At 73.3% G+C, this 23,762-nt stretch carries 19 protein-coding genes and 1 other RNA gene; 17 read left to right on the top strand and 3 right to left on the bottom strand.

Annotated features, from left to right (window positions below; all coding sequences use genetic code 11):
* Window positions 1-289: 289 nt before the first annotated feature.
* From ACFYXS_RS03730 to ACFYXS_RS03720, 3 genes are all read left to right on the top strand, one after another.
* The gene (locus ACFYXS_RS03730) at window positions 290-3,367 is read left to right on the top strand and encodes an FtsK/SpoIIIE domain-containing protein (protein WP_389243384.1); all 3,078 of its coding nucleotides are present in this window, start codon (window positions 290-292) and stop codon (window positions 3,365-3,367) included.
* Window positions 3,368-3,471: 104 nt separating this feature from the next.
* Complete coding sequence (gene prfB / locus ACFYXS_RS03725) at window positions 3,472-4,590, top strand: peptide chain release factor 2 (protein WP_389243382.1); 1,119 nt, start codon at window positions 3,472-3,474, stop codon at window positions 4,588-4,590.
* Window positions 4,591-4,911: 321 nt separating this feature from the next.
* Window positions 4,912-5,646 carry a hypothetical protein gene (locus tag ACFYXS_RS03720; protein ID WP_389243380.1) on the top strand — a complete coding sequence of 245 codons (735 nt, stop codon included), beginning with the start codon at window positions 4,912-4,914 and terminating at the stop codon, window positions 5,644-5,646.
* Between the two features lie 74 nt (window positions 5,647-5,720).
* On the opposite strand, the gene ACFYXS_RS03715 is transcribed toward ACFYXS_RS03720, so the two are convergent.
* The gene (locus ACFYXS_RS03715) at window positions 5,721-5,912 is read right to left on the bottom strand and encodes a hypothetical protein (RefSeq protein ID WP_389243378.1); all 192 of its coding nucleotides are present in this window, start codon (window positions 5,910-5,912) and stop codon (window positions 5,721-5,723) included.
* 275 nt (window positions 5,913-6,187) lie between these two features.
* Here ACFYXS_RS03715 and ftsE point away from each other — a divergent pair, with 275 nt between their 5' ends.
* The 5 genes from ftsE (at window position 6,188) to ssrA (ending at window position 10,178) form a co-directional block, all read left to right on the top strand.
* Window positions 6,188-6,877, top strand: coding sequence for a cell division ATP-binding protein FtsE (gene ftsE / locus ACFYXS_RS03710; protein WP_319664533.1), 690 nt, complete (start codon window positions 6,188-6,190; stop codon window positions 6,875-6,877).
* A 40-nt stretch (window positions 6,878-6,917) separates the two neighbouring features.
* The gene (ftsX, locus tag ACFYXS_RS03705; RefSeq protein WP_360915323.1) at window positions 6,918-7,835 is read left to right on the top strand and encodes a permease-like cell division protein FtsX; all 918 of its coding nucleotides are present in this window, start codon (window positions 6,918-6,920) and stop codon (window positions 7,833-7,835) included.
* A gap of 67 nt (window positions 7,836-7,902) precedes the next feature.
* A complete protein-coding gene (locus tag ACFYXS_RS03700) occupies window positions 7,903-9,069 on the top strand; it encodes a S41 family peptidase (RefSeq protein WP_389243375.1) in 1,167 nt (388 codons plus the stop codon).
* Window positions 9,070-9,142: 73 nt separating this feature from the next.
* A complete protein-coding gene (gene smpB / locus ACFYXS_RS03695; RefSeq protein WP_319664528.1) occupies window positions 9,143-9,625 on the top strand; it encodes an SsrA-binding protein SmpB in 483 nt (160 codons plus the stop codon).
* Window positions 9,626-9,791: 166 nt separating this feature from the next.
* Window positions 9,792-10,178, top strand: a transfer-messenger RNA (tmRNA) gene (gene ssrA / locus ACFYXS_RS03690).
* 52 nt (window positions 10,179-10,230) lie between these two features.
* On the opposite strand, the gene ACFYXS_RS03685 is transcribed toward ssrA, so the two are convergent.
* Window positions 10,231-11,421, bottom strand: coding sequence for an MFS transporter (locus ACFYXS_RS03685; protein ID WP_389243371.1), 1,191 nt, complete (start codon window positions 11,419-11,421; stop codon window positions 10,231-10,233).
* 107 nt (window positions 11,422-11,528) lie between these two features.
* On the opposite strand from ACFYXS_RS03685, the gene ACFYXS_RS03680 reads away from it, so the two are divergent.
* From ACFYXS_RS03680 to ACFYXS_RS03655, 6 genes are all read left to right on the top strand, one after another.
* A complete protein-coding gene (locus ACFYXS_RS03680) occupies window positions 11,529-12,509 on the top strand; it encodes a LysR family transcriptional regulator (RefSeq protein WP_389243369.1) in 981 nt (326 codons plus the stop codon).
* A gap of 155 nt (window positions 12,510-12,664) precedes the next feature.
* Window positions 12,665-13,795 carry a uroporphyrinogen-III synthase gene (locus ACFYXS_RS03675; RefSeq protein ID WP_389243367.1) on the top strand — a complete coding sequence of 377 codons (1,131 nt, stop codon included), beginning with the start codon at window positions 12,665-12,667 and terminating at the stop codon, window positions 13,793-13,795.
* 92 nt (window positions 13,796-13,887) lie between these two features.
* A complete protein-coding gene (locus ACFYXS_RS03670) occupies window positions 13,888-14,499 on the top strand; it encodes a CGNR zinc finger domain-containing protein (RefSeq protein ID WP_389243365.1) in 612 nt (203 codons plus the stop codon).
* A 97-nt stretch (window positions 14,500-14,596) separates the two neighbouring features.
* On the top strand, window positions 14,597-16,858 hold the full coding sequence (locus tag ACFYXS_RS03665; protein WP_389243363.1) for a HelD family protein: 2,262 nt from the start codon (window positions 14,597-14,599) through the stop codon (window positions 16,856-16,858).
* 393 nt (window positions 16,859-17,251) lie between these two features.
* A complete protein-coding gene (locus ACFYXS_RS03660) occupies window positions 17,252-18,673 on the top strand; it encodes an NAD-dependent malic enzyme (protein ID WP_389243361.1) in 1,422 nt (473 codons plus the stop codon).
* A gap of 195 nt (window positions 18,674-18,868) precedes the next feature.
* Window positions 18,869-19,150, top strand: coding sequence for an HU family DNA-binding protein (locus ACFYXS_RS03655; protein WP_018564081.1), 282 nt, complete (start codon window positions 18,869-18,871; stop codon window positions 19,148-19,150).
* 90 nt (window positions 19,151-19,240) lie between these two features.
* Here the strand turns inward: ACFYXS_RS03655 and murA are convergent, their stop codons facing one another.
* Window positions 19,241-20,575, bottom strand: a complete 1,335-nt coding sequence (murA, locus tag ACFYXS_RS03650) for a UDP-N-acetylglucosamine 1-carboxyvinyltransferase (RefSeq protein ID WP_389243358.1) — start codon at window positions 20,573-20,575, stop codon at window positions 19,241-19,243.
* Between the two features lie 252 nt (window positions 20,576-20,827).
* On the opposite strand from murA, the gene ACFYXS_RS03645 reads away from it, so the two are divergent.
* The 3 genes from ACFYXS_RS03645 to ACFYXS_RS03635 all read left to right on the top strand — a co-directional run bounded on the left by ACFYXS_RS03645 (window position 20,828) and on the right by ACFYXS_RS03635 (window position 23,578).
* Window positions 20,828-21,406, top strand: a complete 579-nt coding sequence (locus tag ACFYXS_RS03645) for a YqgE/AlgH family protein (protein WP_389243356.1) — start codon at window positions 20,828-20,830, stop codon at window positions 21,404-21,406.
* Window positions 21,407-21,417: 11 nt separating this feature from the next.
* Window positions 21,418-21,705: a DUF3039 domain-containing protein gene (locus ACFYXS_RS03640; protein WP_389243354.1), complete on the top strand. Its 288-nt coding sequence runs from the start codon at window positions 21,418-21,420 to the stop codon at window positions 21,703-21,705.
* 178 nt (window positions 21,706-21,883) lie between these two features.
* Window positions 21,884-23,578 (top strand): beta-N-acetylhexosaminidase, encoded by a 1,695-nt coding sequence (locus ACFYXS_RS03635; RefSeq protein ID WP_389243352.1) that lies wholly within the window; start codon window positions 21,884-21,886, stop codon window positions 23,576-23,578.
* The last annotated feature ends 184 nt before the right edge of the window (window positions 23,579-23,762 follow it).

Raw genomic sequence — 23,762 nt, 5'->3', positions numbered from 1 at the left:
GCGTCATGGGAGCGGAGCTCGTTCACGCACGGGGCGGGCGTGGGATTAGGACGCGGAGTACGGTCGATTGGTTGCTTTTTCCGCCCAATGCTGATCATTCAAGATCGTGAAGGTGGGCACCGGCGGCAACCTGTCAGTGGCGAGTGGGAGGATGCGCGTGCGGATCGCGGATCGCTGAGCAACGGGAGCCGGTCGGTTCGTTCTTGTACGTGTCGATGTGCCCGGACACGGTGGGTGGGGCGAGTCCCCTTCCTGCCGCCGGACCGGGCAGAAGGGACCGTGGACGGAGATGCAGATCCGGCTGACCGTTCTCGGGCCGCGCGGCGGCCGGGGGGCGCGCTCCTCCGACGTGCTCGTCACCGCGCCGGCGGGCACCCTCCTGGGGGCCGTGGCGGGTGCCCTGACCTCGGGCACGGGCAGCTCCGGGCAGCCCGCGCGGTCCACGGCGTCCCTGAGGTCCCTGCCTCCGCTGTACGCCGGGGCCGAACGGCTGGACCCGGCCACCGCCGTACTCGGTGTGCCGCCGCTGCTCGACGGCGCCGTGCTCTCGCTGCACGCCCCGGCCGACGGCCACCACGAGGAACGCCCCTCCGCCGCGGCCCGGCTCCATGTCATAGGGGGTCCCGACGCCGGCGGGGTCCACCTGCTGCAGGGCGGGCAGATCCGGGTCGGGCGGTCCGCCGACGCCGACGTCCCCCTGGACGACCCCGACGTCTCCCGGCTGCACTGCGCCATCACCGTGGACGCCGGGGGCCGGGTCACCGTCCACGACCTCGGCTCCACCAACGGCACCACGCTCGACGGGCAGCCGGTCGGGCCCCGCGGCGTCCCGTTCGCCCCCGGGGCCCTGCTGCGCATCGGCGAGTCCGTCCTCCAGCTGGAACCCACCCCGCCCGGGTCGACGGTCCCGCCGCCTCCGGCGTCCGTCCCCGCCATCCCGGACGCCGAGGGCCATCTGCACGTCACCCTCCCGCCGGCCTCCTGGCCCGACGGCGAGGCCGTGGCGGCCTGGCGGCCCGCGCGGTCCGCGGAACGCCCGGACGGCCCCGCCTCCCCCGGCGAGGCCGCACCGGATGCCCGCCCGGCGCCCGCTCCCGGCGCCGCGGAGGCGTCCCCGGCACCCGCGGCACCTGCCACGGCTCCCGCCGCCCCCTCGGGAGGCCGCCGCGACACCCCGCAGCGCGGCCTGTCCGAGCAGACGCGGGCCGTCCTGCCCGCGCAGAGCCGCCGCACCGCGGGCCGGGCCGCCGAGGCCGGCAGCCGGATGGCCGGGGCCATAGGAAGCTGGGCCCGGCGGCTGGCCGCGGGGCGCGGCCCCGCCGACGGCACGGGCCCGGACGGAGCCGCGGGCCCGGGCCACGACGTCACCGACGCCGTCGGGCTGCGCGACCGGTGGCCGGACCCCGCCGCCGTGCTGCTGACCGCCCTCGGGCCGGGCCCGCGGCTGTGGGAGCGCGCCCCCGGCCACCCGGACACGCTGACGGTCCGCCTGGGCACCGCCGACCTCCCCGCCGAGGACGGCTACCGCACGCTGCCCGCCGTCCCCTTCACCATCGACCTGCGCGACCCGCACACCCAGGTGCTCGGCCTCGCCGGCCCGCGCCCCCGGCTCACCGGGTTCGCCCGGGCCGTGATCGCCCAGCTGTGCGCCCTGCACGCGCCCGGCGCGCTGGAGGTCGCCCTCCTGGCCGCCGACCGCTCCCGCCCCGTGGAACAGCGCGCGGAGGAGTGGGCCTGGCTGCACTGGCTGCCGCATCTGCGCCCCGCCCACGGCCAGGACTGCCGCCTGCTCACCGCGACCGACCGCGAGCAGGCAGAGGCCCGCGTGGCCGAGCTGGTCCGGCGCATCGAGGAGGGCCCGCTCGGGAGCGGCTGGGCGACGGCGACCGCGGAGGCGGTCGTCAAGGCCGCCGCCGACCGCGAGGGACCGCACACCCTGCTGGTCGTGGACGGCGACCCCGGCTCGGCCTATCTCGGCGAGGCCGTCGACCGGATCGCCGCCACCGGGCCGTCCGTCGGCGTCCATGTGCTGTGCCTGGCCGAGAGCGCGGACCGGCTGGCCGCCCAGTGCGGCGCCGTCGCCGTCCTGGAGGGCGACGTGGCCACCACCTTGCGCATCGAGCCGCACGGCCCGGAACGGATGACGGTCGAGGCGGTCTCCACCGCCTGGGCCGAGCGGTTCGCCCGGGCCCTGGCACCGCTGCGCGAGGGCGACGCCGCCGCGCCCCGCGTCACCCGCTCCGCGCTGCCGCGCACCGCCCGCCTCCTGGACGAACTGGACCTCGCCCTGGCCACCCCGGCCAAGATCGCCGCCCGCTGGGCCGAGCCCGCGCCCGCCGGCGGCGCGGCCGCAGCCGTCCTCGGCGCGGGTCCCGGCGGCCGCGTCCTGGTCGACCTGGTCGCCGAGGGCCCCCATCTGCTGGTCGGCGGCGCGCCCGGCTCGGGCAAGACCGAACTGCTGCGGTCCGTCGCCGCCGCCCTGGCCGCGGCCGAGCGCCCGGACCGGCTCGCCCTCGTACTCGTCGACGGCGCGGGCACGGAGCGCGGCGAGGGCCTGCGGGTCTGCACCGACCTGCCGCATGTGTCCACGTATCTGTGTGCCTCCGACCCGGTGCGGATGCGCGAGTTCGCGCAGGCCCTGACCGCCGAGCTGAAGCGGCGCGAAGGGCTGCTGGACGGGCTGGACTTCGGGCAGTGGCACGACCGCCACCGGGTGCCGGTGGTGCCGCGCCAGGCCGAACCCGGCCGCGCGCCCGCCGCCGCGGGGGAGACGCAGCCGCAGGGCGCGGTCCGCGTGCAGACGCGCACCGCGGAACCGCTGCCCCGTCTCGTCGTCGTGGTCGACGACTTCGACGCGCTCGTCGCGCCCGCCCTGGGCAGCCCCGGCCGGCCCGCCGCCGGCTCGGTCGTCCGCGCCCTGGAGAGCGTGGCCCGCGACGGCGAGCGCCTGGGCGTGCACCTGGTCGCCGCCACCGGCCGTCCCGAGCGCACGGCCGGGACCGAGGCGGACGACGCCGCACGACTGCGCATCGCGCTGCGCACGGAGGAGCCGGAGTCCGCGGCCCTGCTGGTCGCCGTGGAGGAACCGGCCGCCCTGGACGACACGCTGCCCGGCCGCGGCTATCTGCGCCGCCCCGACGGGGCCGTCACCGCCTTCCAGGCCGGCCGGGTCAGCGGCCGCATCCCGCGGACGGCCACCCTGCGCCCCACCGTCGTCCCCCTCGAGTGGGACCGCATGGGCGACCCGCCGACCCGCCGCCCGGTCCGTGAGCTCGGCAACGGCCCCACCGACCTCGCCCTCCTGGCCAGTGCTCTGCAGCGGGCGGCGGAGTCCGCCGCCGCGGATCCCGCGCCGCCGCTGCTCTGACCCGGGGGGCGTCCGCCGCACCCCCTGTGCCCGCAGGGTGCGGGAACGGGGGTGCGGACACGGGACCGCCGATGCTTCGCCGCCCACCCGGTAGGCTGGGGGACGTGGCAGTCCTGGATGTATCCGAAGAGCTCAAGTCCCTCTCCTCGACCATGGGGTCGATCGAGGCCGTTCTGGACCTCGACAAACTGAGGGCCGACATCGCCGTGCTCGAGGAGCAGGCGGCGGCGCCGTCGCTGTGGGACGATCCCGAGGCGGCGCAGAAGATCACCAGCAAGCTGTCGCACCTGCAGGCCGAGCTCCGCAAGGTCGAGACACTGCGCGGCCGCATCGACGACCTGGCGGTGCTCTTCGAGCTCGCCGAGGCCGAGGACGACGCGGACACCCGCGCCGAGGCCGAGACCGAACTGGACTCGGTCCGCAAGGCGCTGGACGAGATGGAGGTCCGCACCCTCCTGTCCGGCGAGTACGACGCGCGTGAGGCGCTGGTCAACATCCGCGCCGAGGCCGGCGGCGTCGACGCCGCCGACTTCGCGGAGCAGCTCCAGCGCATGTACCTGCGCTGGTCCGAGCGGCACGGCTACCCGACCGAGATCTACGAGACCTCGTTCGCCGAAGAGGCCGGCATCAAGTCCACGACCTTCGTCGTCAAGGCCCCCTACGCGTACGGCACGCTCTCCGTCGAGCAGGGCACGCACCGCCTGGTGCGCATCTCGCCCTTCGACAACCAGGGCCGCCGCCAGACCTCCTTCGCGGGCGTCGAGGTGCTGCCGGTCGTGGAGCAGAGCGACCACGTCGAGATCGACGAGACCGAACTGCGCATCGACGTGTACCGCGCCTCCGGCCCCGGCGGCCAGGGCGTCAACACGACCGACTCCGCGGTCCGGATCACCCACATCCCGACCGGCATCGTCGTCTCCTGCCAGAACGAGCGCTCCCAGATCCAGAACAAGGCCAGCGCCATGAACGTGCTGCAGGCCAAGCTGCTGGAGCGGCGTCGCCAGGAGGAGCAGGCCAGGATGGACGCCCTCAAGGGCGACGGCGGCAACTCGTGGGGCAACCAGATGCGTTCCTACGTGCTGCACCCGTACCAGATGGTCAAGGACCTGCGCACCGACTTCGAGGTCGGCAACCCGCAGGGCGTCCTCGACGGCGACATCGACGGCTTCCTGGAGGCCGGCATCCGCTGGCGCAAGCAGCAGGAGCAGGCCGCGGCGGTCTGACGCGGGCGTCGACCGTCCACCGTTCACATCTTTTCGTGATCCACACAACTGCCGTCCCCAGGGGCGGCTGTTGTGCTTTCCGGATTACGGCGGCATAAGTAATCAGCCGTCACCGCAGGTCATTCCCGGCAATGCGCCCGGAATGACCTTGACGATGCCGTGCATTCTGGGAATCGTCATGCACGGCATGCGGATGACCGGGGCGTGAGCGAACGGGGGCGAGCCCGGGCCGGCCCCGAATCCGGAACCCGAGTGCGCCCCGTTGAGGCTCCCCTGAGCACGCTGCTCCATTGACGAGAAGCTACTGAGGGTAGTTGCCAGATGAGAAAGAAGAACACGCGGCTGCGGGCGGCGCGTATAGCCGCCGCCGCGGTGATCGCGGCCGGTGCCTCACTGACCGTGGCGGGTGCCGCGCAGGCTGTCGGTATCGGCATCGGTATCGGTATCGGTATCGGCGATGACGGCGTCTCCGCCGGGATCGGCCCCGACGGCGGGACGGACGGCACCACCGGCTCCACCACGGACGGCTCCACCACGGAGGGCGCTGACGGGGGCACGACGGACGGTGGCAGCACCACGGGCGGCGGTTCCACGGGCACCGGCGGCGTTGGCAGCACCACGGACGGCGGTTCCTCGGCCGACAGCGGGAGCGCCACGGACGGTGGCAGCACCACCGACGGTGGCTCCTCGACCGACGGTGGCTCCTCTGCCGACGGCGGCAGCGCCACGGACGGTGGCGGTTCCACGGGTACCGACGGCGGCACCGGCACCACCGGCACCACCGGCGGCAGCGCCACGGGCGAGCAGGACGGCGACACCACCTGTGCCGTCTCCGGTGACAGCGTGAACTGCGGGGACGGCGCGGACGGCACCGGCACCGACAGCGCGGGCAGCAGCGACATCGTCACCCAGGGTGACACCAAGGAGGGGCTTGCCGAGACCGGTGCCGGCGAGACCGGTTTCCTGCTGATCGGTGCCGCCACGATGATCGCGGGCGGCATCGGATTCCGCCTGATGCCGCGCCTGGTGGGCGGCGGCCGCAACACCGCCGTGTAATCACGCGGTTGCGTACGGCGAGGGGCCCGGGACGTCGTCGACGTCCCGGGCCCCTTTCGCTGCGGGCGCTGCCGCTACGCGGTGGCCTCGTGAACCACCCATGCCACGGCGAGCAGCGCCACGAGCAGGGCGATCAGGGTCGCCGGCGTGATGTTGGCGAAGGGGTTCTCCTGCTGCAGGCGTGCACGGTGGGCGCGGCAGACCGCACAGCGGCCTTCACTGACGGGGCCGGCGCAGTTGGCGCACACCAGTCGGTCGACTGTCATGCGGTCGCCTCCTCCCATTGCGGCCCCTCGGCCGCTCCATGAACAACGCGCGTCGGGGACGGTCCGTTCCCGAGTCCCCCCACCACTGTGCCAGTTTCCGGGGCGGCAGGCGCGCCCCGCGCGATTCCCGTGACTCCGAAGAGTGACCCGGGAGGCCAATGCCCACTTTGTCTGCTTTGGCCGGTGAATAAACGCACCAACCCGGACCGCGAACTGCGCGGCCCCTCGGCGTTCGCGTAAGGTCGCCTCCGATCCCCTGTATCCGGAGTGCGACCGTGATCCGATTCGACAACGTCTCCAAGACCTACCCCAAGCAGAACCGTCCTGCACTTCGGGACGTTTCGCTGGAAATCGAGAAGGGCGAGTTCGTCTTCCTGGTGGGCTCCTCGGGCTCCGGGAAGTCCACCTTCCTGCGGCTCCTCCTGCGCGAGGAGCGCACGGACACCGGCACGGTGCACGTCCTCGGCAAGGACCTGGCCCGGCTGTCGAACTGGAAGGTGCCGCACATGCGCCGCCAGCTCGGCACCGTCTTCCAGGACTTCCGCCTGCTGCCCAACAAGACGGTCGCGGAGAACGTGGCGTTCGCCCTCGAGGTGATCGGCAAGCCGCGCGGCACCATCCGCAAGACGGTCCCCGAGGTGCTCGACCTGGTCGGCCTCGGCGGCAAGGAGGACCGCATGCCGGGCGAGCTCTCCGGTGGTGAGCAGCAGCGTGTCGCGATCGCCCGCGCGTTCGTCAACCGCCCGATGCTCCTCATCGCGGACGAGCCGACCGGAAACCTCGACCCGCAGACCTCGGTCGGCATCATGCGCCTTCTGGACCGCATCAACCGCACCGGGACCACGGTGGTCATGGCCACCCACGACCAGAACATCGTCGACCAGATGCGCAAGCGCGTCATCGAGCTCGAGAAGGGGCGGCTGGTGCGCGACCAGTCGCGCGGCGTCTACGGCTATCAGCACTGATCCCCGGCCCTGGACAACGCAAGCCCGCTGAAAGGACATCATGCGCGCCCAGTTCGTGCTCTCGGAGATCGGCGTCGGCCTCCGCCGGAACCTGACCATGACCTTCGCGGTCATCGTCTCCGTCGCCCTCTCCCTCGCGCTCGCCGGCGGCTCGTGGCTCGCCCGCGAGCAGGTCGACTCGATGAAGGGGTACTGGTACGACAAGGTCCAGGTGTCGATCTTCCTCTGCAACAAGAACGACGCCAAGACCGACCCCAACTGCACCAAGGGCGCTGTCACCGAGGAGCAGAAGCAGGACATCGAGAAGCAGCTCAAGGCGCTGCCGCTCGTGGAGAAGTACTTCCACGAGAGCGCGGAGGACGCGTACAAGCACTACAAGGAGCAGTTCTCCGACTCCCCGCTGGCCGATTCCCTGACGCCGGATCAGATGCAGGAGTCGTTCCGGGTCAAGCTCAAGGACCCGACCAAGTTCCAGGTGGTCGCCAGCGCCTTCCAGGGCCGCCCCGGCGTCCAGGAGGTGCAGGACCAGAAGGCCCTGCTGGACAACCTGTTCGGGCTCCTGAACGGTATGACGCTGGCCGCCCTGGTGGTCCTCGCGTTCATGCTCGCGGTGGCGATGATGCTGATCGTCAACACCGTGCGCGTGTCGGCGTTCAGCCGGCGCCGCGAGACCGGGATCATGCGCCTGGTCGGCGCGTCCAGCTTCTACATCCAGATGCCGTTCATCATGGAGGCCGCGTTCGCCGGCCTGGTCGGCGGCGGCCTGGCGTGCCTGATGCTGCTCGTGGGCCGCTACTTCCTGATCGACCACGGCCTGTCGCTGCAGACCAAGGTCCCGCTGATCAACTTCCTCGGCTGGGGCGAGGTCGCGCAGGTGCTGCCGCTGGTGCTGGTGGTGGGCATGCTGATGCCCGCGGTGGCCGCCCTGATCGCGCTGCGCAAGTACCTCAAGGTCTGATTCGCGCAAAGGGCGCCGTACGGCCAACTTTCCGTACAGCGCCCGGTTCTCGCCTAGACTGCCCGACGTGCTGAGCCACTGTCTGTCCGGGAAGCCGCGCCGCGTGGGCCGCGCGGCCGCCCTGACCTTGGTGTTCGGCGCGGTTCTGGCCACCGGGGCGGCCACCGGTTCCTTCGGTGACGTCGTCGGCGGCGACCGGCAGGCGCGGAGTTCCACCCGCATCCCGGCGGACGCGGTCGCCGACACCGACGAGATCGCGGAGGCCATCGCCGACGGCAAGGTCGGCCCGCAGGCGGCGGAGGCCCTGGTCAGCCGCAGCGGCGACCGCTGGTCGTCGTTCTACACCGCCCAGGAGTACGAGGGCTTCCAGCACTCCCTGGACGGCCGGTATGTGGGGGTCGGTCTCTGGGTGCGCCGTGTCGAGAACGGCCGCGTCGAGATCGACCGCGTGCAGTCCGGCAGCCCCGCCGCACGGGCCGGCGTCCGCGCCGGGGACCGGCTGCGCACCATCGACGGCACCGATGTCACCGGCCGCCCCGTCACGGAGGTCGTCTCCCGGCTGCGCGGCGTGGGCGACGTCGGCACCACCGTCGTCCTCGGGCTGGCGCGCGGCGCCCGCTCCTGGGAGGTCGCGCCCCGGCGCGCCCTGCTGCCGACCGAGTCGGTACGGGTGCGGCACCTGCCCCACCGCATCACCGCCGTCAAGGTCGACGCCTTCACCAGGGGCGCGGCCGGGCAGGTCCGCCGGGCGCTGGCCGCCCGCACCGCGGGCGAGGGCATACTCCTGGACCTGCGCGGCAACTCCGGCGGCCTGGTCACCGAGGCCGTCGGGGTCGCCTCGGCCTTCCTCGACGGCGGCCTGGTCGCCACGTACGACGTCCACGGGCGGCAGCAGGCCCTCTACGCCGCCGACGGCGGCGACACCGAGACGCCCCTGGTCGTCCTCGTCGACGGCGGCACCATGAGCGCCGCGGAACTCCTGGCCGGTGCCCTGCAGGACCGGGGCCGGGCCGTGGTGATCGGCTCGCGCACCTTCGGCAAGGGCTCCATCCAGATGCCCAGCCGCCTCCCGGACGGCTCCGTCGCCGAGCTCACCGTCGGCCACTACCGGCTGCCCGCCGGCCGCAGCGTCGACGGACGCGGTGTCGAGCCGGACCTCAGGATCTCCGGCGGCACCGACGCCGACGCCGAGGCCCTGGAGATCCTGGACGGCCTCGGAGCCTCGGCGCGCTGACCTCGCACACCGTGGCGGCCCGCCGCGGAATCCGGTACCCCGAGCGCCCCCGGAGTGCGAGAATGGCCGCGCTATGGCAAAGGAAACGGGTCGCAAGCTGATCGCGCAGAACAAGAAGGCGCGGCATGACTACCACATCCTCGACACGTACGAGGCGGGCCTGGTGCTGACCGGCACCGAGGTGAAGTCGCTGCGCCAGGGGCGTGCCTCCCTGGTCGACGGCTTCGGCCAGCTCGACGGCGGCGAGGCGTGGCTGCACAACGTCCACATCCCCGAGTACACGCAGGGGACGTGGACGAACCACACGGCGCGGCGCAAGCGCAAGATGCTGCTGCACCGTGCGGAGATCGACAAGCTCGTCCAGAAGTCCCAGGAGACCGGGCACACCATCGTGCCGCTCGCCCTGTACTTCAAGGACGGCCGGGCCAAGGTCGAGATCGCGCTCGCCCGCGGCAAGAAGGAGTACGACAAACGGCAGACCCTGCGCGAGAAGCAGGACCGCCGCGAGGCCGACCGGGCGATCTCCTCGGCGCGCCGCCGCCAGCGCGAGGGCTGACCCGCGAGGCCCGACCGCGCGGCCGTGACGCACCGGCCTGACGCACCGTCCGGCCCCGCTGTCCGGCCCGCCGGAAATGCGCTGGCCTCGGTGCGTGTTGTTCACGTACGATGGCGGCAGCACCACCGGCCGGTGACGTCCGGTGTGCAGCTTGAAAAATCAACATGGGGATGATCGGTTTCGACTGGGGATGTCGAAGCAGGGGAAGCGAGCCGAGAAAGCGGCAATGATCTCGTAAACCATATGCCGAAAAAAACAATCGCCAACTCTAAGCGCGATTCCTCCGCCTTCGCTCTCGCTGCCTAATTAGCAGCTAGCGAAGACTCTGCGGAGTGTCAGCCCGGGGCTGTTCCCGACCCGGATCCTGGCATCAGCTAGGGAACTAAACCACTGAGTCCGGCCACGGGACTCGGTGGGAAATCAAACAGTGGCTGGGCCCGTCGGCGGCTTGTCCGCGTGACTGCCGGGGCCGAGAAAAGCACAGCGGACTGCGCTCGGAGAAGCCCTGGTTCCGCACCACAGGACGCGGGTTCGATTCCCGCCATCTCCACATCCCTCGGGAGGCGTCGCCTGCCCGCGCACTGCGCGGCGGACGGCGCCTTTCGTCATTCCCGGGCCCGGTCACGGGTCGCGGCCCGCACGCTCATGGCCGCGATCAGCGCGGCGACGGCCGATGCCACGACCGGCACCGCGTACGCGGCGACCGGGCCCCGGCTGTCCGTCACCGCGCCCGCGACGAAGGAGCCGGCCGCGATGCCGCCCAGCAGGGCGGTGACGGCGAGGGCCATTCCCTCGTTCAGACGCCCCGGCGGCACCGTCCGCTGGATGCGCGCCATGCCGTTGATCATGGTCGGCGCGGTGGCCATGCCCGCGACCAGCAGTGCCGGGGCGAGGAGCCACAGGCCGCCCAGACGCGCCGCGATCAGCGGGAGGAGCATGAGGCCCGCCATCGCGGCGACGCTCGCCGCGAAACGGTCGCGGGGCGGCCGCAGCCCGTACAGCAGCCCCGCCGCGCAGGAGCCGGCCGCCTGGAGCGCCAGGACGGCCCCGGCGGCCCCGCGGTGCCCCTGCGCGTCGGCGAAGGCGACGGTGGTGACCTCCATCGCGCCGAAGACGGCCCCCGTCGCCAGGAACGTGAACAGCACCGGCGGCACCGCCGCGCGCCCCGTGGCGCCCTCCCGCGGACGCGGCACCGGCGGCGGCTCCGTGCCGCGCTGCGCCGCGAACAGCACGATCCCGCAGAACAGCAGCACCGCCCCGGCCACCGTGCCCGCCTCCGGGAAGAGCGCGGTGCACAGGAAGGCGGCCAGCACCGGGCCCAGCATGAAGCAGACCTCGTCCGCCGCCTGCTCGAAGGACTGGGCGACGTGGCGGGCCCGTTCGTCGTGCCGGTACAGGTGCGCCCAGCGGGCCCTGGACATGCCGCCGGTGTTCGGGGTCGTCGCGGTCGCCGCATAGGCGGCGAAGAGCGTCCAGGGCGCCGCGTGCAGCCGGACGCACAGCACCAGGGCCAGCGACCCCAGCGCGGCCAGCGCCGCCGCCGGGACGGCGACCCGGCCCTGCCCGTACCGGTCGGTCATGCGGGCGGTCCAGGGGCCCACGACGGCCGTCGCGGCCAGTCCGGTGGCGGTGACCGCCCCGGCCAGCGCGTACGAGCCGTAGCCCGCCGAGATCATGACGACCGCGCTGACCCCGAACATGCCCGCGGGGAGGCGGGCCATGAGGTTGCCCGCGGTGAAGGCGAGGGCGCCGGGCGGCGCGAAGATCCGGCGGTAGGGCGCGAGGCTGTTGATCACCCCACCACCCTCGCCGCGGGCCCCCACGGCGGTCCAACACCTGATCAGCGCCCATTGACGCACTTTCGTTGTCAGTTCTGTCGGCGCACAGCGTGTTGAATGTGCGGATGCCGCACGACCTCGACCCCCGTCTGCTGCGGGCCTTCACCGCCGTCGCCGAGGAGTTGCACTTCACCCAGGCCGCAGCCCGCCTCTACGTCGCCCAGCAGGCGCTCAGCCGCGACATCCGACGCCTGGAGGGCGCGCTCGGCACGGAACTGTTCGCGCGCACGACCCGCAGCGTGCGGCTGACCCCCGACGGCGAACGGCTGCTGCCGCACGCCCGCCGGGTGCTCGCCGCCCACGACGAACTCGCCGCCGCCTTCGCGCCGGCCGGCCGTCCGCTCCTGGTCGACATCGGCGCCCCGGTCGGCACCGCGCCGCGCGTGCTCGACGAGGCCCGCGCCGCCGCTCCCGAACTGGAGCTGACCGCCCGCTTCCACAGCGGTCTCACCGGCGCGGCGGCGGAGATCCTCGCCGGGCGCCTGGACGTCTCCTTCGGCCGCGTCGCGGGCCTCGCCCCGGCCGTGCTCTCCCGCCTGGACCACCTCCCCGTCCGGTACGAGCGCATGGCCGTGCTCCTTCCCGGCGACCACCGGCTCGCCGCCCTGCCCGAGGTACCGCTCGCCGCGCTCGCGGGCGAGGCGCTGTACGCGGCCGCCGGCAACCCGCACACCGCCGAGTGGACCGATCTCGCCGAGCGGCTCTTCGACGGCCGCGGCATCGCGGTGGCCGCGCCGTTCCCGGAGATCGACGGCAAGGACGAGTTCGTACGGCTGGTCACCAAGCACCGCTGGCCGGTCCTGGCCAGCACCGAGTTCATCGACCTGCCCGGTTTCGTCCTGCGGCCGCTCACCGCCCCCGTGCCGCTCACCCCCGTCTCCATGGTCTGGCGGCGCGGGCTGCGCCACCCCGGACTCGACGCCCTCCGCGCCGCCGCGCGGCGGCTCTCCTCCGCCGACGGCGGATGGCTCACCCGCCCTCCGCACACCTGGCTGCCCGCGCCCGACGCGCGCCTGATGACCCCGCCCGGCCCGCGAACGCCGTAACACCCGGGAAATGCCTGCGAACCCGCACCGTCATCGCGGCTTGGCACCATGCGCGGATCGGCGGGCGGGCCCGGGGCCGGGGTCGGGGTCGGGGCCCGGGGCGACGCGGGACCACCTGCGCGCACGCGGGCCCGGGGCGGAGCGAGGCGGGATCCATGCGACGGCGGGACACGGACGTGCCCCCACTGGCGGGCTTCGCCGTCGGTGCGACCGCCGCCCGGCACGCCGACGAACTGGTGGCACTTCTGGAGGCCCGCGGCGCCACGGTGCTGCGGGCCCCCGCGCTGCGCGTCGTCCCGCTGCCGGACGACGTCGAACTGCTCGCCGCGACCAAGCGGTTGCTCGACCGCGAGCCCGATGTCGTCGTCGCCACCACGGCGGCCGGCTTCCGCGACTGGATCGGTGCCGCCGACGGCTGGGGCCTCGGGGACGCGCTGCGGGAGCGGCTGCGCGAGGCCGAACTCCTGGCCCTCGGCCCGGGAGTTCGCGACGCCGTCCGCGCCACCGGGCTCACCGCGGTGTGGTCGCCGGGCACCGCGTCCATGGCCCAGGTCCTCGCCCGTCTCCTCGACGCGGGCGTGGCCGGCCGGCGCGTCGCCGTCCAACTGCACGGCGAGCCGCCGCCCGGGGTCGGCCAGGCGCTGCGCCGGGCGGGCGCGGAGGTCGTCGGCGTCCGCGTGCACCGCCGCGTGCCGGCGGACGACCCGGCCCCCGTCGACCGCCTGCTGGACGCGGTCGTCGCCCGCGCGCTCGACGCCGTCGCCTTCACCAGCGCCCCGGCCGCCGCGGCCGTGCTCGCACGCGCCGACCGCCGGGGGATGCGCGCCGGCGTCCTCGACGCCCTCCGGCGCGACGTGCTCGCCGCGTGCGTCGGGCCGGCGGCCGCCCGTCCGCTGAGGGCCCACGCGGTGCCCGTCGTCCACCCCGAACGCTTCCGCCTCGGGCCGCTGGTCCACCTGCTGGCCCGCGAACTGCCTGGCCGGGTACGCCCGTTGCCGGTCGCGGGCCGCCGCCTGGAGATCCGGGGTCACGCCGCCGTCGTGGACGGTGCGCTCCACGCCGTCCCCCCGGCCGGCATGGCACTGCTGCGCGTGCTCGCCGCCCGCCCGGGCAGGGTCGTCCCCCGCTCCGAACTCGTGGCCGCCCTCCCGGGCGCCGCGCGCGACGAACACGCCGTCGAGACCGCCGTGGCCCGCCTCCGCACGGCCCTCGCCGCCCCCGGGTTCATCGAGACGGTCGTCGGACGCGGCTACCGCCTCGCCCTCGACCCCCTGCCGCCTTCCTGACCGGGCGCGCCCTGTGCGACGTCCCCCGCCCGGGCGGGTTCCGTTTCGCGCCGGGGGCTCGGGGGAGGACCACCGGAGGAGGTGGCACGGAGATGGGAGCGACCGCGGCGCGGATGCAACTGCGCTTCGACACGGGACGGACGAGCCTGGACCTCGTGGCGGCCGCGGCGCCCGGCCCCGGCCCCGGCCCCGGTCCGGGTCCCGGGGCAGGCTCCCCGGAGCGGCTGGTGGAGTGGCTGCGGGGCACGGGGCTGGTACCGCGCGGCACCGAGGTCCCGGCGGACGGCGGGTGGCCGCGGCGGTTCGTGGAACTGGGGGCCGTGGTGGCGCGCCTGGTGGAGGCGCGGCTGGCCGGACGGACGGCCGACGAGGGGGACGTGGAGGCGCTGAACGACGCCGCGCTCGCACCGCCGCCCCCGCCGCGGGCGGTGCGCGCGGCGGACGGGACACTGACCCGGGGGCTGGCGGCGGAGCCGGACTGCGCGGGGCTGCTGGGCGCGGTGGCGCGCGACGCCCTGGACCTGCTGACCGACCCCGTCGCGGCCGGCAGGCTGCGACGTTGCGAGGGCGACGGGTGCACCCTTGTCTACCTGGACACCTCGCGCGGCCGCCGGCGCCGCTGGTGCAGCAGCGAGACCTGCGGCAACCGCGAACGGGTGGCCCGCCACCGCAGGCGCGCGGGTGCCACGGCGACACGCGTCTGACTGGGCGGAAAACCCCTGGTTGGCGTACGGTGGCAGGCTGCTCCGTTCGCGGGGCGCGGCGCACGACGTACGGAAAGAAAAAGAATGGGGGTCCTGCGTGGCAGCGGTCCGGGACACGGAGATCGCGGTCGAGCAGACGCATCTGGACCAGGTGTACGACCGGCTCGAGGAGAAGATCCACGAGGCGGAGTTCCTGATGGACGACGCGGTCAAGCGCGGCCACGTCGGTACGCCGGGGGCGCTCGCGGAGCGCGACGCGCAGGTCTTCCGCGCGGGTCTGCACCTGAACCGGCTCAACGCGGAGTTCGAGGACTTCCTCTTCGGCAGGATCGACCTGCTGCGGGGCAAGGACGGCAAGAAGGGCCCTGACGGCGCCTACACCTCGGTCGAGCCGGCCGACGACGCCATCCGGCCCGACAACACGGCGGAGATCTCCGAGACCCTGCACATCGGCCGGCTCGGCGTGCTCGACGCCGACTACGCGCCGCTGGTCATCGACTGGCGGGCGCCGGCCGCCGCGCCGTTCTACCGGGCGACCCCGGTCGCACCGGGCCGTGTGGTGCGCCGCCGCGTCATCCGCTCGAAGGGCCGCAAGGTGCTCGGCGTCGAGGACGACCTGCTGCGCCCGGAGCTCGCGACCGGGCTGCCCGTGGTGGGCGACGGCGCGCTGATGGCGACGCTGGGCCAGGCCCGCAGCCACACGATGCGCGACATCGTCGCCAGCATCCAGGCCGAGCAGGACGTCGTCATCCGGGCCCCCGCCGCCTCGGTCACCGAGGTCACCGGCGGCCCCGGCACCGGCAAGACGGCGGTCGCCCTGCACCGCGCGGCGTACCTGCTCTACCAGGACCGGCGGCGCTACGCGGGCGGCATCCTCGTGGTCAGCCCGACGCCGCTGCTGGTGGCGTACACCGAGGGCGTGCTGCCCTCGCTGGGCGAGGAGGGTCAGGTCGCGATCCGCGCCGTCGGCTCGCTCGTGGACGGCGCGGAGGCGACGACGTACGACGATCCGGCGGTGGCCCGGATCAAGGGCTCGCTGCGGATGCTGCGGGTGCTGCACCGGGCGGCCCGGGGCGCTCTTGAGGACGGCGACTGCCCGGAGCGGCTGCGGGTCGTGGCCTTCGGACGCCGTCTGGAGCTGGACGCCGCGGAACTGTCGGGGATCCGGCACTCGGTGCTGGGCGGCGCGACGCCGGTCAACCTGCTGCGGCCGCGGGCCCGCCGCCTGCTGCTGGACGCGCTGTGGCGCAAGGCCGACCGCCGCTACGACGACGCGGAGATGGCCGCCGAGGCCCGGGAGGCCTTCGACGACGACGTGGCCGAGGAGCAGGAGTTCCTGGACTTCCTGGCGGCCTGGTGGCCCGTGCTGACCCCGCGCGCGGTGCTGGCCGCGCTCGCGGACGAGAAGCGGCTCGGGCGCTGGGCGCGGCGGGTGCTGACCCCGCCGGAGGTCCGCCGGGTGGCTCGTTCGCTGCGCAGGCTGGACGACGCCGGCAACGGCGCGCTGTCGGTGCACGACGTGGCGCTGCTGGACGAGCTGGAGGCGCTGCTGGGCCCGCCGCCGAAGGTGCGCACCCGCGAGGCGGACCCGCTGGACCAGCTCACCGGGCTGGACGAGGTCACCACCTTCGCCGACCGGATGGCCGGCGGCCGTCGCTCCCGCCAGGAGCGGCTGGACGCCGAGCGCACCGAGTACGCCCACGTCATCGTCGACGAGGCGCAGGACCTGACGCCGATGCAGTGGCGCATGGTGGGCCGCCGGGGCCGGGCCGCGACCTGGACGGTGGTGGGCGACCCCGCGCAGAGCTCGTGGACGGACCCGGACGAGGCGGCGATCGCGCGCGACGAGGCCCTGGGCACCCGCCCGCGGCGCCGCTTCACGCTGACGGTGAACTACCGCAACCCCGCCGAGATCGCCGACCTCGCGGCCAAGGTGCTCGCGCTCGCCATGCCGGGCAGCGAGTCGCCGCGCGCGGTGCGCTCCACGGGCGTGGTGCCGCAGTTCGCCGTGGCGGCGGGCGGCCGGACGGGCGAGGCGGTGCGCGCCGAGGCCGAGCGGCTGCTGGGCGAGGTCGAGGGCACGGTGGGCGTGGTCGTGGCCATGGGCCGTCGTGAGGAGGCCCGGCGCTGGCTGGCCGGGCTGGGCGAGCGCGTCGTGGCGCTCGGCAGCCTGGAGGCCAAGGGGCTGGAGTACGACGCGACGCTGGTCGTGTCCCCCGCGGAGATCGCCGACGAGTCGCCCGCCGGGCTGCGCGTGCTGTACGTCGCCCTGACCCGCGCCACGCAGCGTCTGACGGTGCTGTCGGGCGGGCGGGACCTGCCCGACGCGCAGGGCGTGCCGGACCTGCTGCGGGACTGACGGGAACACCGGGAACACAAAGCGGCGGGGCGCCCTTCCAGGAGAAGGGCGCCCCGCCGGACGTATGTGACACCGACCCGCCATGCTCGCCTCGCGGCAAGTGGGCGCTCGAAGCGCCTAAGGTTGGGCCCGGGGGCTTGGATCGAGCCGGTGCCTTGTCCAATCTAACAAACGATCCGCGATTGTCATTCCGTACGCGGCATTCGATGTGACGGCGGCGCGGCGACCCCGGCTGCGAACCGGGTGGCGGACCCGGTGAACACTACGCACACAAACTTCCCCGGGGTCCGCGTGTGCCCCAGCGTTCTGTTGCGAGGGCCCCGGTTTACCCATACCCGCGGGTAGGTGGCAGCATCGAGGGCGCACACAAGCGACAGCGGAGGAACAGCGGCCATGGCAACGGCGCCGAGCGTCTCGTACTCAATCACGGTGCGGCTGGAGGTGCCCGCGAGCGGTTCCGCGGTCAGCCAGCTCACCACGGCCGTCGAAGCCTCTGGCGGCGCTGTCCACGGTCTGGACGTCACCGCGTCCGGCCACGAGACCCTGCGGATCGACGTGACGATCGCCGCCACGTCCACCGCGCACGCGGACGAGATCGTGGCGAAGCTGCGCGAGATCGAGGGCGTGGCGATCGGCAAGGTGTCCGACCGTACGTTCCTGATGCACCTCGGCGGCAAGATCGAGATGGCGTCCAAGCACCCCATCCGCAACCGCGACGACCTGTCGATGATCTACACGCCCGGCGTGGCCCGGGTCTGCATGGCGATCGCCGCGAACCCCGAGGACGCCCGCCGTCTGACGATCAAGCGCAACAGCGTCGCCGTGGTCACCGACGGCTCCGCGGTGCTGGGGCTCGGCAACATCGGCCCCAAGGCGGCGCTGCCGGTCATGGAGGGCAAGGCGGCCCTCTTCAAGCGCTTCGCCGGCATCGACGCGTGGCCGCTGTGCCTGGACACCCAGGACACGGACGCCATTGTGGAGATCGTCAAGGCGATCGCCCCCGGCTTCGCCGGCATCAACCTGGAGGACATCTCCGCGCCCCGCTGCTTCGAGATCGAGGCGCGGCTGCGCGAGGCCCTGGACATCCCGGTCTTCCACGACGACCAGCACGGCACCGCCATCGTGGTGCTCGCCGCGCTGACGAACGCGCTGCGCGTGGTCGGCAAGCAGATGGGCGACGTGCGGGTCGTGATGTCCGGGGCGGGCGCCGCCGGCACCGCCATCCTCAAGCTGCTGCTGGCGGCCGGTGTGAAGCACGCGGTGGTCGCCGACATCCACGGCGTGGTGCACAGCGGCCGCGAGGACCTGGTCGGCGCGGGCCCGGAGTCCGCACTGCGCTGGATCGCCGACAACACCAACCCCGAGGAGATCACGGGGACGCTGAAGGAGGCCGTGCGCGGCGCCGATGTCTTCATCGGCGTGTCGGCCCCCAACGTCCTGGGAGCCGAGGACGTGGCGGCGATGGCCGAGGACGCGATCGTCTTCGCGCTGGCCAACCCCGACCCCGAGGTCGACCCGGGCGTGGCCCGGGAGACCGCCGCGGTGGTCGCCACGGGCCGCAGCGACTTCCCCAACCAGATCAACAACGTCCTGGTCTTCCCCGGCGTCTTCCGCGGCCTGCTGGACGCGCAGAGCCGCACGGTGAACACCGAGATGATGCTCGCGGCGGCCAAGGCCCTCGCCGACGTGGTCACCGAGGACGAACTCAACCCGAACTACATCATTCCGAGCGTCTTCAACGACAAGGTGGCCGGGGCCGTCGCGGGCGCCGTCCGCGAGGCGGCCAAGGCACAGGGCCTTACCGCGACCTCGTGACGACGCAGCGTCATCGGGCCGTATGAGAGACGCTTTTTGTGTGACTCTCCCGGGTGCCGGATTGGCGTTTCCCCCAGAAATGGGGGCAGGATGCGTACCTGGGCGGTGAGGGCCGCACCGCAGAAGCGCTAACAGCGACTTCAATGCGCCTTCCCCGACGGTCGACGTTGGGGGATTCCATGCAAGGAGAACTAGATGAACCGCAGTGAGCTGGTGGCCGCGCTGTCCGAGCGCGCCGAGGTGACCCGCAAGGACGCCGACGCCGTTCTGGCCGCGTTTGCCGAGGTCGTCGGCGAGATCGTCGCCAAGGGCGACGAGAAGGTCACCATTCCCGGCTTCCTGACCTTCGAGCGCAGCCACCGTGCCGCTCGTACCGCGCGCAACCCGCAGACCGGGGACCCGATCCAGATCCCGGCCGGCTACAGCGTCAAGGTCTCCGCGGGCTCGAAGCTCAAGGAAGCCGCCAAGGGCAAGTAAGGCCTCAGGTGTGCGAAAGGGCGGCCCCCCGAATGGGGGGCCGCCCTTTCGCACACCTGAGGCCGGCTGGGGCCCGAGGGCCCCTGCGGGTCAGCCCGCCGCGGGCAGCTCGACCTTGGCGCCGAGCTTCTCCAGCTTCTCCATGAAGTTCTCGTAGCCGCGGTTGATCAGGTCGATGCCGTGCACCCGCGAGGTGCCCTGCGCCGCCAGGGCGGCGATCAGGTACGAGAAGCCGCCGCGCAGGTCCGGGATGACCAGGTCGGAGCCCTGGAGCCGGGTGGGGCCGCTGACGACCGCGGAGTGCAGGAAGTTGCGCCGGCCGAAGCGGCAGGGGGTGCCGCCCAGGCACTCGCGGTAGAGCTGGATGTGGGCACCCATCTGGTTCAGTGCCGAGGTGAAGCCCAGCCGGGACTCGTAGACCGTCTCGTGGACGATGGACAGGCCCGAGGCCTGCGTCAGCGCCACGACCAGCGGCTGCTGCCAGTCGGTCTGGAAGCCGGGGTGGACGTCGGTCTCCAGCGCGATGGCGTTCAGCGGGCCGCCGGGGTGCCAGAAGCGGATGCCGTGGTCGTCGACCTCGAAGGCGCCGCCGACCTTGCGGAAGACGTTCAGGAAGGTCATCATCTCGCGCTGGCTGGCGCCGCGGACGTAGATGTTGCCCTCGGTCGCCAGGGCCGCGCAGGCCCAGGAGGCGGCCTCCAGCCGGTCCGGCAGGGCGCGGTGGTTGTAGCCGCCGAGCTTGTCCACGCCGGTGATGTGGATGGTGCGGTTGGTGCCCATCGTGATGATGGCGCCCATCTTCTGCAGGACGCAGATGAGGTCCTCGATCTCCGGCTCGATCGCGGCGTTGCCCAGCTCGGTGACGCCCTCGGCCAGGACGGCCGTCAGCAGCACCTGCTCGGTCGCGCCGACCGACGGGTACGGGAGCTCGATCTTGCAGCCGCGCAGCCGCTGCGGGGCCTCCAGGTACTGGCCCTCGGGGCGCTTCTCGATGACCGCGCCGAACTTGCGGAGCACGTCGAAGTGGAAGTCGATCGGCCGGCCGCCGATGTCGCAGCCGCCCAGGCCAGGGATGAAGGCATGCCCCAGACGGTGCAGCAGCGGGCCGCAGAACAGGATCGGGATGCGTGAGGAACCCGCGTGCGCGTCGATGTCGGCGACGTTGGCGCTCTCGACCTTGGACGGGTCGAGCACCAGCTCGCCGGACTCCTCGCCCTCCTGCACCGTCACCCCGTGCAGCTGGAGCAGGCCCCGCACCACGCGCACGTCGCGGATGGAGGGCACGTTGCGCAGCCGGCTCGGCTCGCTGCCGAGCAGGGCGGCCACCATCGCCTTGGGTACGAGGTTCTTCGCGCCGCGCACATGGATTTCACCCTCCAGCGGGGTGCCGCCGTGGACGAGCAGTACATCGTTAAGGCCGGTCATTGCTCTCGCGTTCCTGGAGAGGGGCAGAAAAGAGGCGGGGTCCCCGCAGGCACCAGAGGGAAATGGTAATCGGCCTTCCAGGTCCGCCGTCAGGGCTGTGAGGTCCCACTCATGTAATGGCTTCGCTACAGCACGCAGCGCGGTCGCGCGGTGCCGGAGGGTCGTCGGAACGGCTGTCCCGGGCGCCCCAGGAGTACCTGAAGCGCCGCATTGCCACCCCGCGCGGAGGAGTAATGCGGGATCATGTTGACCATGACCGAAGTGTCATCGCTCACCGGCAGGCTCCTCGTCGCGACGCCCGCCCTCGCGGACCCGAATTTCGACCGGGCGGTGGTGCTGCTCCTCGACCACGACGAGGAGGGCTCCTTGGGCGTGGTCCTGAACCGTCCCACGCCGGTCGGCGTCGGTGACGTCCTGGAGCCGTGGGCGAGCCTCGCCGGCTCCCCGCAGGTGGTCTTCCAGGGCGGCCCGGTCTCCCTGGACTCCGCGCTCGGCCTGGCGGTCGTCCCCGGGGAGCCCCGGGACGGCGAGGACGGCGAGCCGCTGGGCTGGCGCCGGGTCTTCGGCGCGATCGGCCTGGTGGACCTGGAGGCGCCGCCGGAACTGCTCGCGGCCGAGCTGGGCTCGCTGCGGATCTTCGCCGGGTACGCCGGATGGGGGCCCGGCCAATTGGAGGACGAGCTCGTCGAGGGCGCCTGGTACGTGGTGGAGTCCGAGCCCGGGGACGTGTTCTCGCCCGATCCGGAGCAGCTGTGGCGTTCGGTGCTGCGGCGGCAGCGCAGCGAACTCGCGATGGTCGCCACGTACCCGGACGATCCGTCTCTCAATTAGGCTTGCGTGCCATGAGCACTCTTGAGCCCGAGCGCGGGGCGGGCACCGGCACCCTCGTCGAGCCGACCCCGCAGGTGTCGAACGGCGATGGCGACCACGAGCGCTTCGCGCACTATGTGCAGAAGGACAAGATCATGGAGAGCGCGCTCTCCGGATCGCCGGTGGTCGCGCTGTGCGGCAAGGTCTGGGTTCCCGGCCGCGACCCGAAGAAGTACCCGGTGTGTCCCATGTGCAAGGAGATCTTCGAGTCCATGCCCGTCGGCGGTGGCGGCGACAAGGACAAGAGCGGCAAGAAGTAGCCGCCGCGGGCCCGGACAGGTGCGGCCGCCGGAACCGGGCGGTCGCACCTTTCGCGTTGCCCGCGTCCGGCCGGGCGCGGCACGGTGTCCGGGCGGCGCGGGGACCGCGGGCAGCACCGGCGCCAAGATGGCGTGAATGGTCTATGCCAATCTCGCCCCGCCCGGCAGGATGAGCGCCATGGATCTCATCCCGGCGCCCGTGGAGGCGCACCGGCACGCCGACATCGGTCACTTCGAGCTGCGCCCCGGCACGACGCTGTCCGCGGGCCCCGAGGCCGGGGGGACCGCCCGCTGGCTGCGGTCCGTCCTCGGCGCGGCGACCGGCTTCGCACTGCTGCCCGGCGACGGCGGGGGCGACGGATCGATCACCCTGCGCCTGGACCCCGAGGTCACCGCGGAACTCGGCGCCGAGGGCTACCGGCTGTCGGTGGCCCCCGGGCAGGGGGTCCGCATCGACGGCGGAGGGCCCTCGGGGCTGTTCTGGGGCGCGCAGACGCTGCGCCAGCTGCTGGGGCCCGAGGCGTACCGCAGGGCGCCGCTGCCGGGCCGGTCCTGGCGTCTGCCGTACTGCGACATCGCCGACGCCCCCCGCTTCGCGTGGCGCGGGGTGCTGCTGGACGTCGCACGGCACTTCATGCCCAAGGACGTCGTCCTGCGCTACGTCGACCTGTTGGCGGCGCACAAACTCAACGTCCTGCACCTGCACTTGACCGACGACCAGGGATGGCGGGTGGAGATCCGCCGCCACCCCAGGCTCACCGAGGTCGGCGCCTGGCGCACCCGCACCAAGGTGGGCCTGCGCGAGTCGCCGCTGTGGGACGAGCGGCCGCACGGCGGCTTCTACACCCACGACGACATCCGCGAGATCGTCGCGTACGCCGCCGAGCGGCACGTCACCGTCGTCCCCGAGATCGACATCCCCGGGCACTCGCAGGCGGCGATCGCCGCCTACCCCGAACTCGGCGTCACCGACGTGGTCGACACCACCGCCCTTCCGGTGCTGACCGGTTGGGGCATCAACCCGAACGTCCTGGCCCCGGTCGAGGGCACCCTGCGCTTCTACGAGGACGTGCTGACCGAGATCCTGGCGCTCTTCCCGTCCACCTTCGTGCACATCGGCGGCGACGAGTGCCCCAAGGACCAGTGGAAGGCCTCGGCGACGGTCCAGGCCCGGATCAAGGAGCTCGGGCTGCGCGACGAGGACGAGCTGCAGAGCTGGTTCGTCCGGCACTTCGACCGCTGGCTGGCCGACCGCGGACGGCGCCTGATCGGCTGGGACGAGATCCTGGAAGGCGGTGGCGGCGCCCGGGGCGGCGGACGCGGGCCGTCCCCGGCCGGGGACGGGACGACGGAGTACGGCCTCACGCCGGGCGCGGCGGTGTCCTCCTGGCGCGGCTACGAGGGCGGGATCGCGGCCGCCCGTGCGGGACACGACGTCGTGATGTGCCCGGAGTCACAGGTCTACCTGGACTGGCGGCAGGCCGCGGGCGACGACGAGCCGGTGCCGATCGCGCACGTGCGGACCCTGGAGGACGTCTACCGCTTCGAGCCGGTACCGGACAGCCTCGGTCCGCGCGAGGCCGCGCACGTGATCGGCGCGCAGGCCAACATCTGGACCGAGACGATGGACTCGGTCCGGGCGGTGGACTACATGGCCTTCCCGCGGCTGGCCGCGTTCGCCGAGACCGCGTGGAGCCCGCTGCCCGCGCCCGCCGAACGGGACGTCGAGGACTTCGTCGCGCGAATGGACACCCACTACGGGCGACTTGACGCACTGGGGGTCGAATACCGGCCGCCGGGCGGCCCGCTGCCGTGGCAGCGGCGTCCCGGAGTCGTCGGACGCCCGATCGAGGGCCCGCCCCCGATCGTGTGAGCCGGGCCACAACCGCCGGCCCCGGCAGGTCCGGGGCTGGCAGGGTGGATTGGTCAATCGTCGCAAGACGTGTGAAGGATGCCATTTCCCCCGCAGGATGGAGAAAGGTGCGAAGCGGACGGTTGTCCATCCGGAGGGCGGGCCCTCCTTTGCGACCCTCGCGTTGATCACCCCGGAAGATGTG

It is taken from the genome of Streptomyces sp. NPDC002574 (assembly GCF_042889545.1).
Classification (GTDB): Bacteria; Actinomycetota; Actinomycetes; order Streptomycetales; family Streptomycetaceae; genus Actinacidiphila.
This window is presented reverse-complemented; position numbering and strand designations above follow the sequence as displayed.

What these genes read in the sequence shown, in the direction of transcription:
- ACFYXS_RS03730 (WP_389243384.1), top strand. Translation starts at nt 290, where the DNA reads ATGCAGATCCGGCTGACCGTTCTCGGGCCGCGCGGCGGCCGGGGGGCG.
- ACFYXS_RS03655 (WP_018564081.1), top strand. Translation starts at nt 18,869, where the DNA reads ATGAACCGCAGTGAGCTGGTGGCCGCGCTGTCCGAGCGCGCCGAGGTG.
- ACFYXS_RS03675 (WP_389243367.1), top strand. Translation starts at nt 12,665, where the DNA reads ATGCGACGGCGGGACACGGACGTGCCCCCACTGGCGGGCTTCGCCGTC.
- murA (WP_389243358.1), bottom strand. Translation starts at nt 20,575, where the DNA reads ATGACCGGCCTTAACGATGTACTGCTCGTCCACGGCGGCACCCCGCTG.
- ACFYXS_RS03670 (WP_389243365.1), top strand. Translation starts at nt 13,888, where the DNA reads ATGGGAGCGACCGCGGCGCGGATGCAACTGCGCTTCGACACGGGACGG.
- ACFYXS_RS03660 (WP_389243361.1), top strand. Translation starts at nt 17,252, where the DNA reads ATGGCAACGGCGCCGAGCGTCTCGTACTCAATCACGGTGCGGCTGGAG.
- ACFYXS_RS03640 (WP_389243354.1), top strand. Translation starts at nt 21,418, where the DNA reads ATGAGCACTCTTGAGCCCGAGCGCGGGGCGGGCACCGGCACCCTCGTC.
- ACFYXS_RS03715 (WP_389243378.1), bottom strand. Translation starts at nt 5,912, where the DNA reads ATGACAGTCGACCGACTGGTGTGCGCCAACTGCGCCGGCCCCGTCAGT.
- ACFYXS_RS03645 (WP_389243356.1), top strand. Translation starts at nt 20,828, where the DNA reads ATGACCGAAGTGTCATCGCTCACCGGCAGGCTCCTCGTCGCGACGCCC.
- smpB (WP_319664528.1), top strand. Translation starts at nt 9,143, where the DNA reads ATGGCAAAGGAAACGGGTCGCAAGCTGATCGCGCAGAACAAGAAGGCG.
- ACFYXS_RS03635 (WP_389243352.1), top strand. Translation starts at nt 21,884, where the DNA reads ATGGATCTCATCCCGGCGCCCGTGGAGGCGCACCGGCACGCCGACATC.
- ACFYXS_RS03680 (WP_389243369.1), top strand. Translation starts at nt 11,529, where the DNA reads ATGCCGCACGACCTCGACCCCCGTCTGCTGCGGGCCTTCACCGCCGTC.
- ftsX (WP_360915323.1), top strand. Translation starts at nt 6,918, where the DNA reads ATGCGCGCCCAGTTCGTGCTCTCGGAGATCGGCGTCGGCCTCCGCCGG.
- ACFYXS_RS03720 (WP_389243380.1), top strand. Translation starts at nt 4,912, where the DNA reads ATGAGAAAGAAGAACACGCGGCTGCGGGCGGCGCGTATAGCCGCCGCC.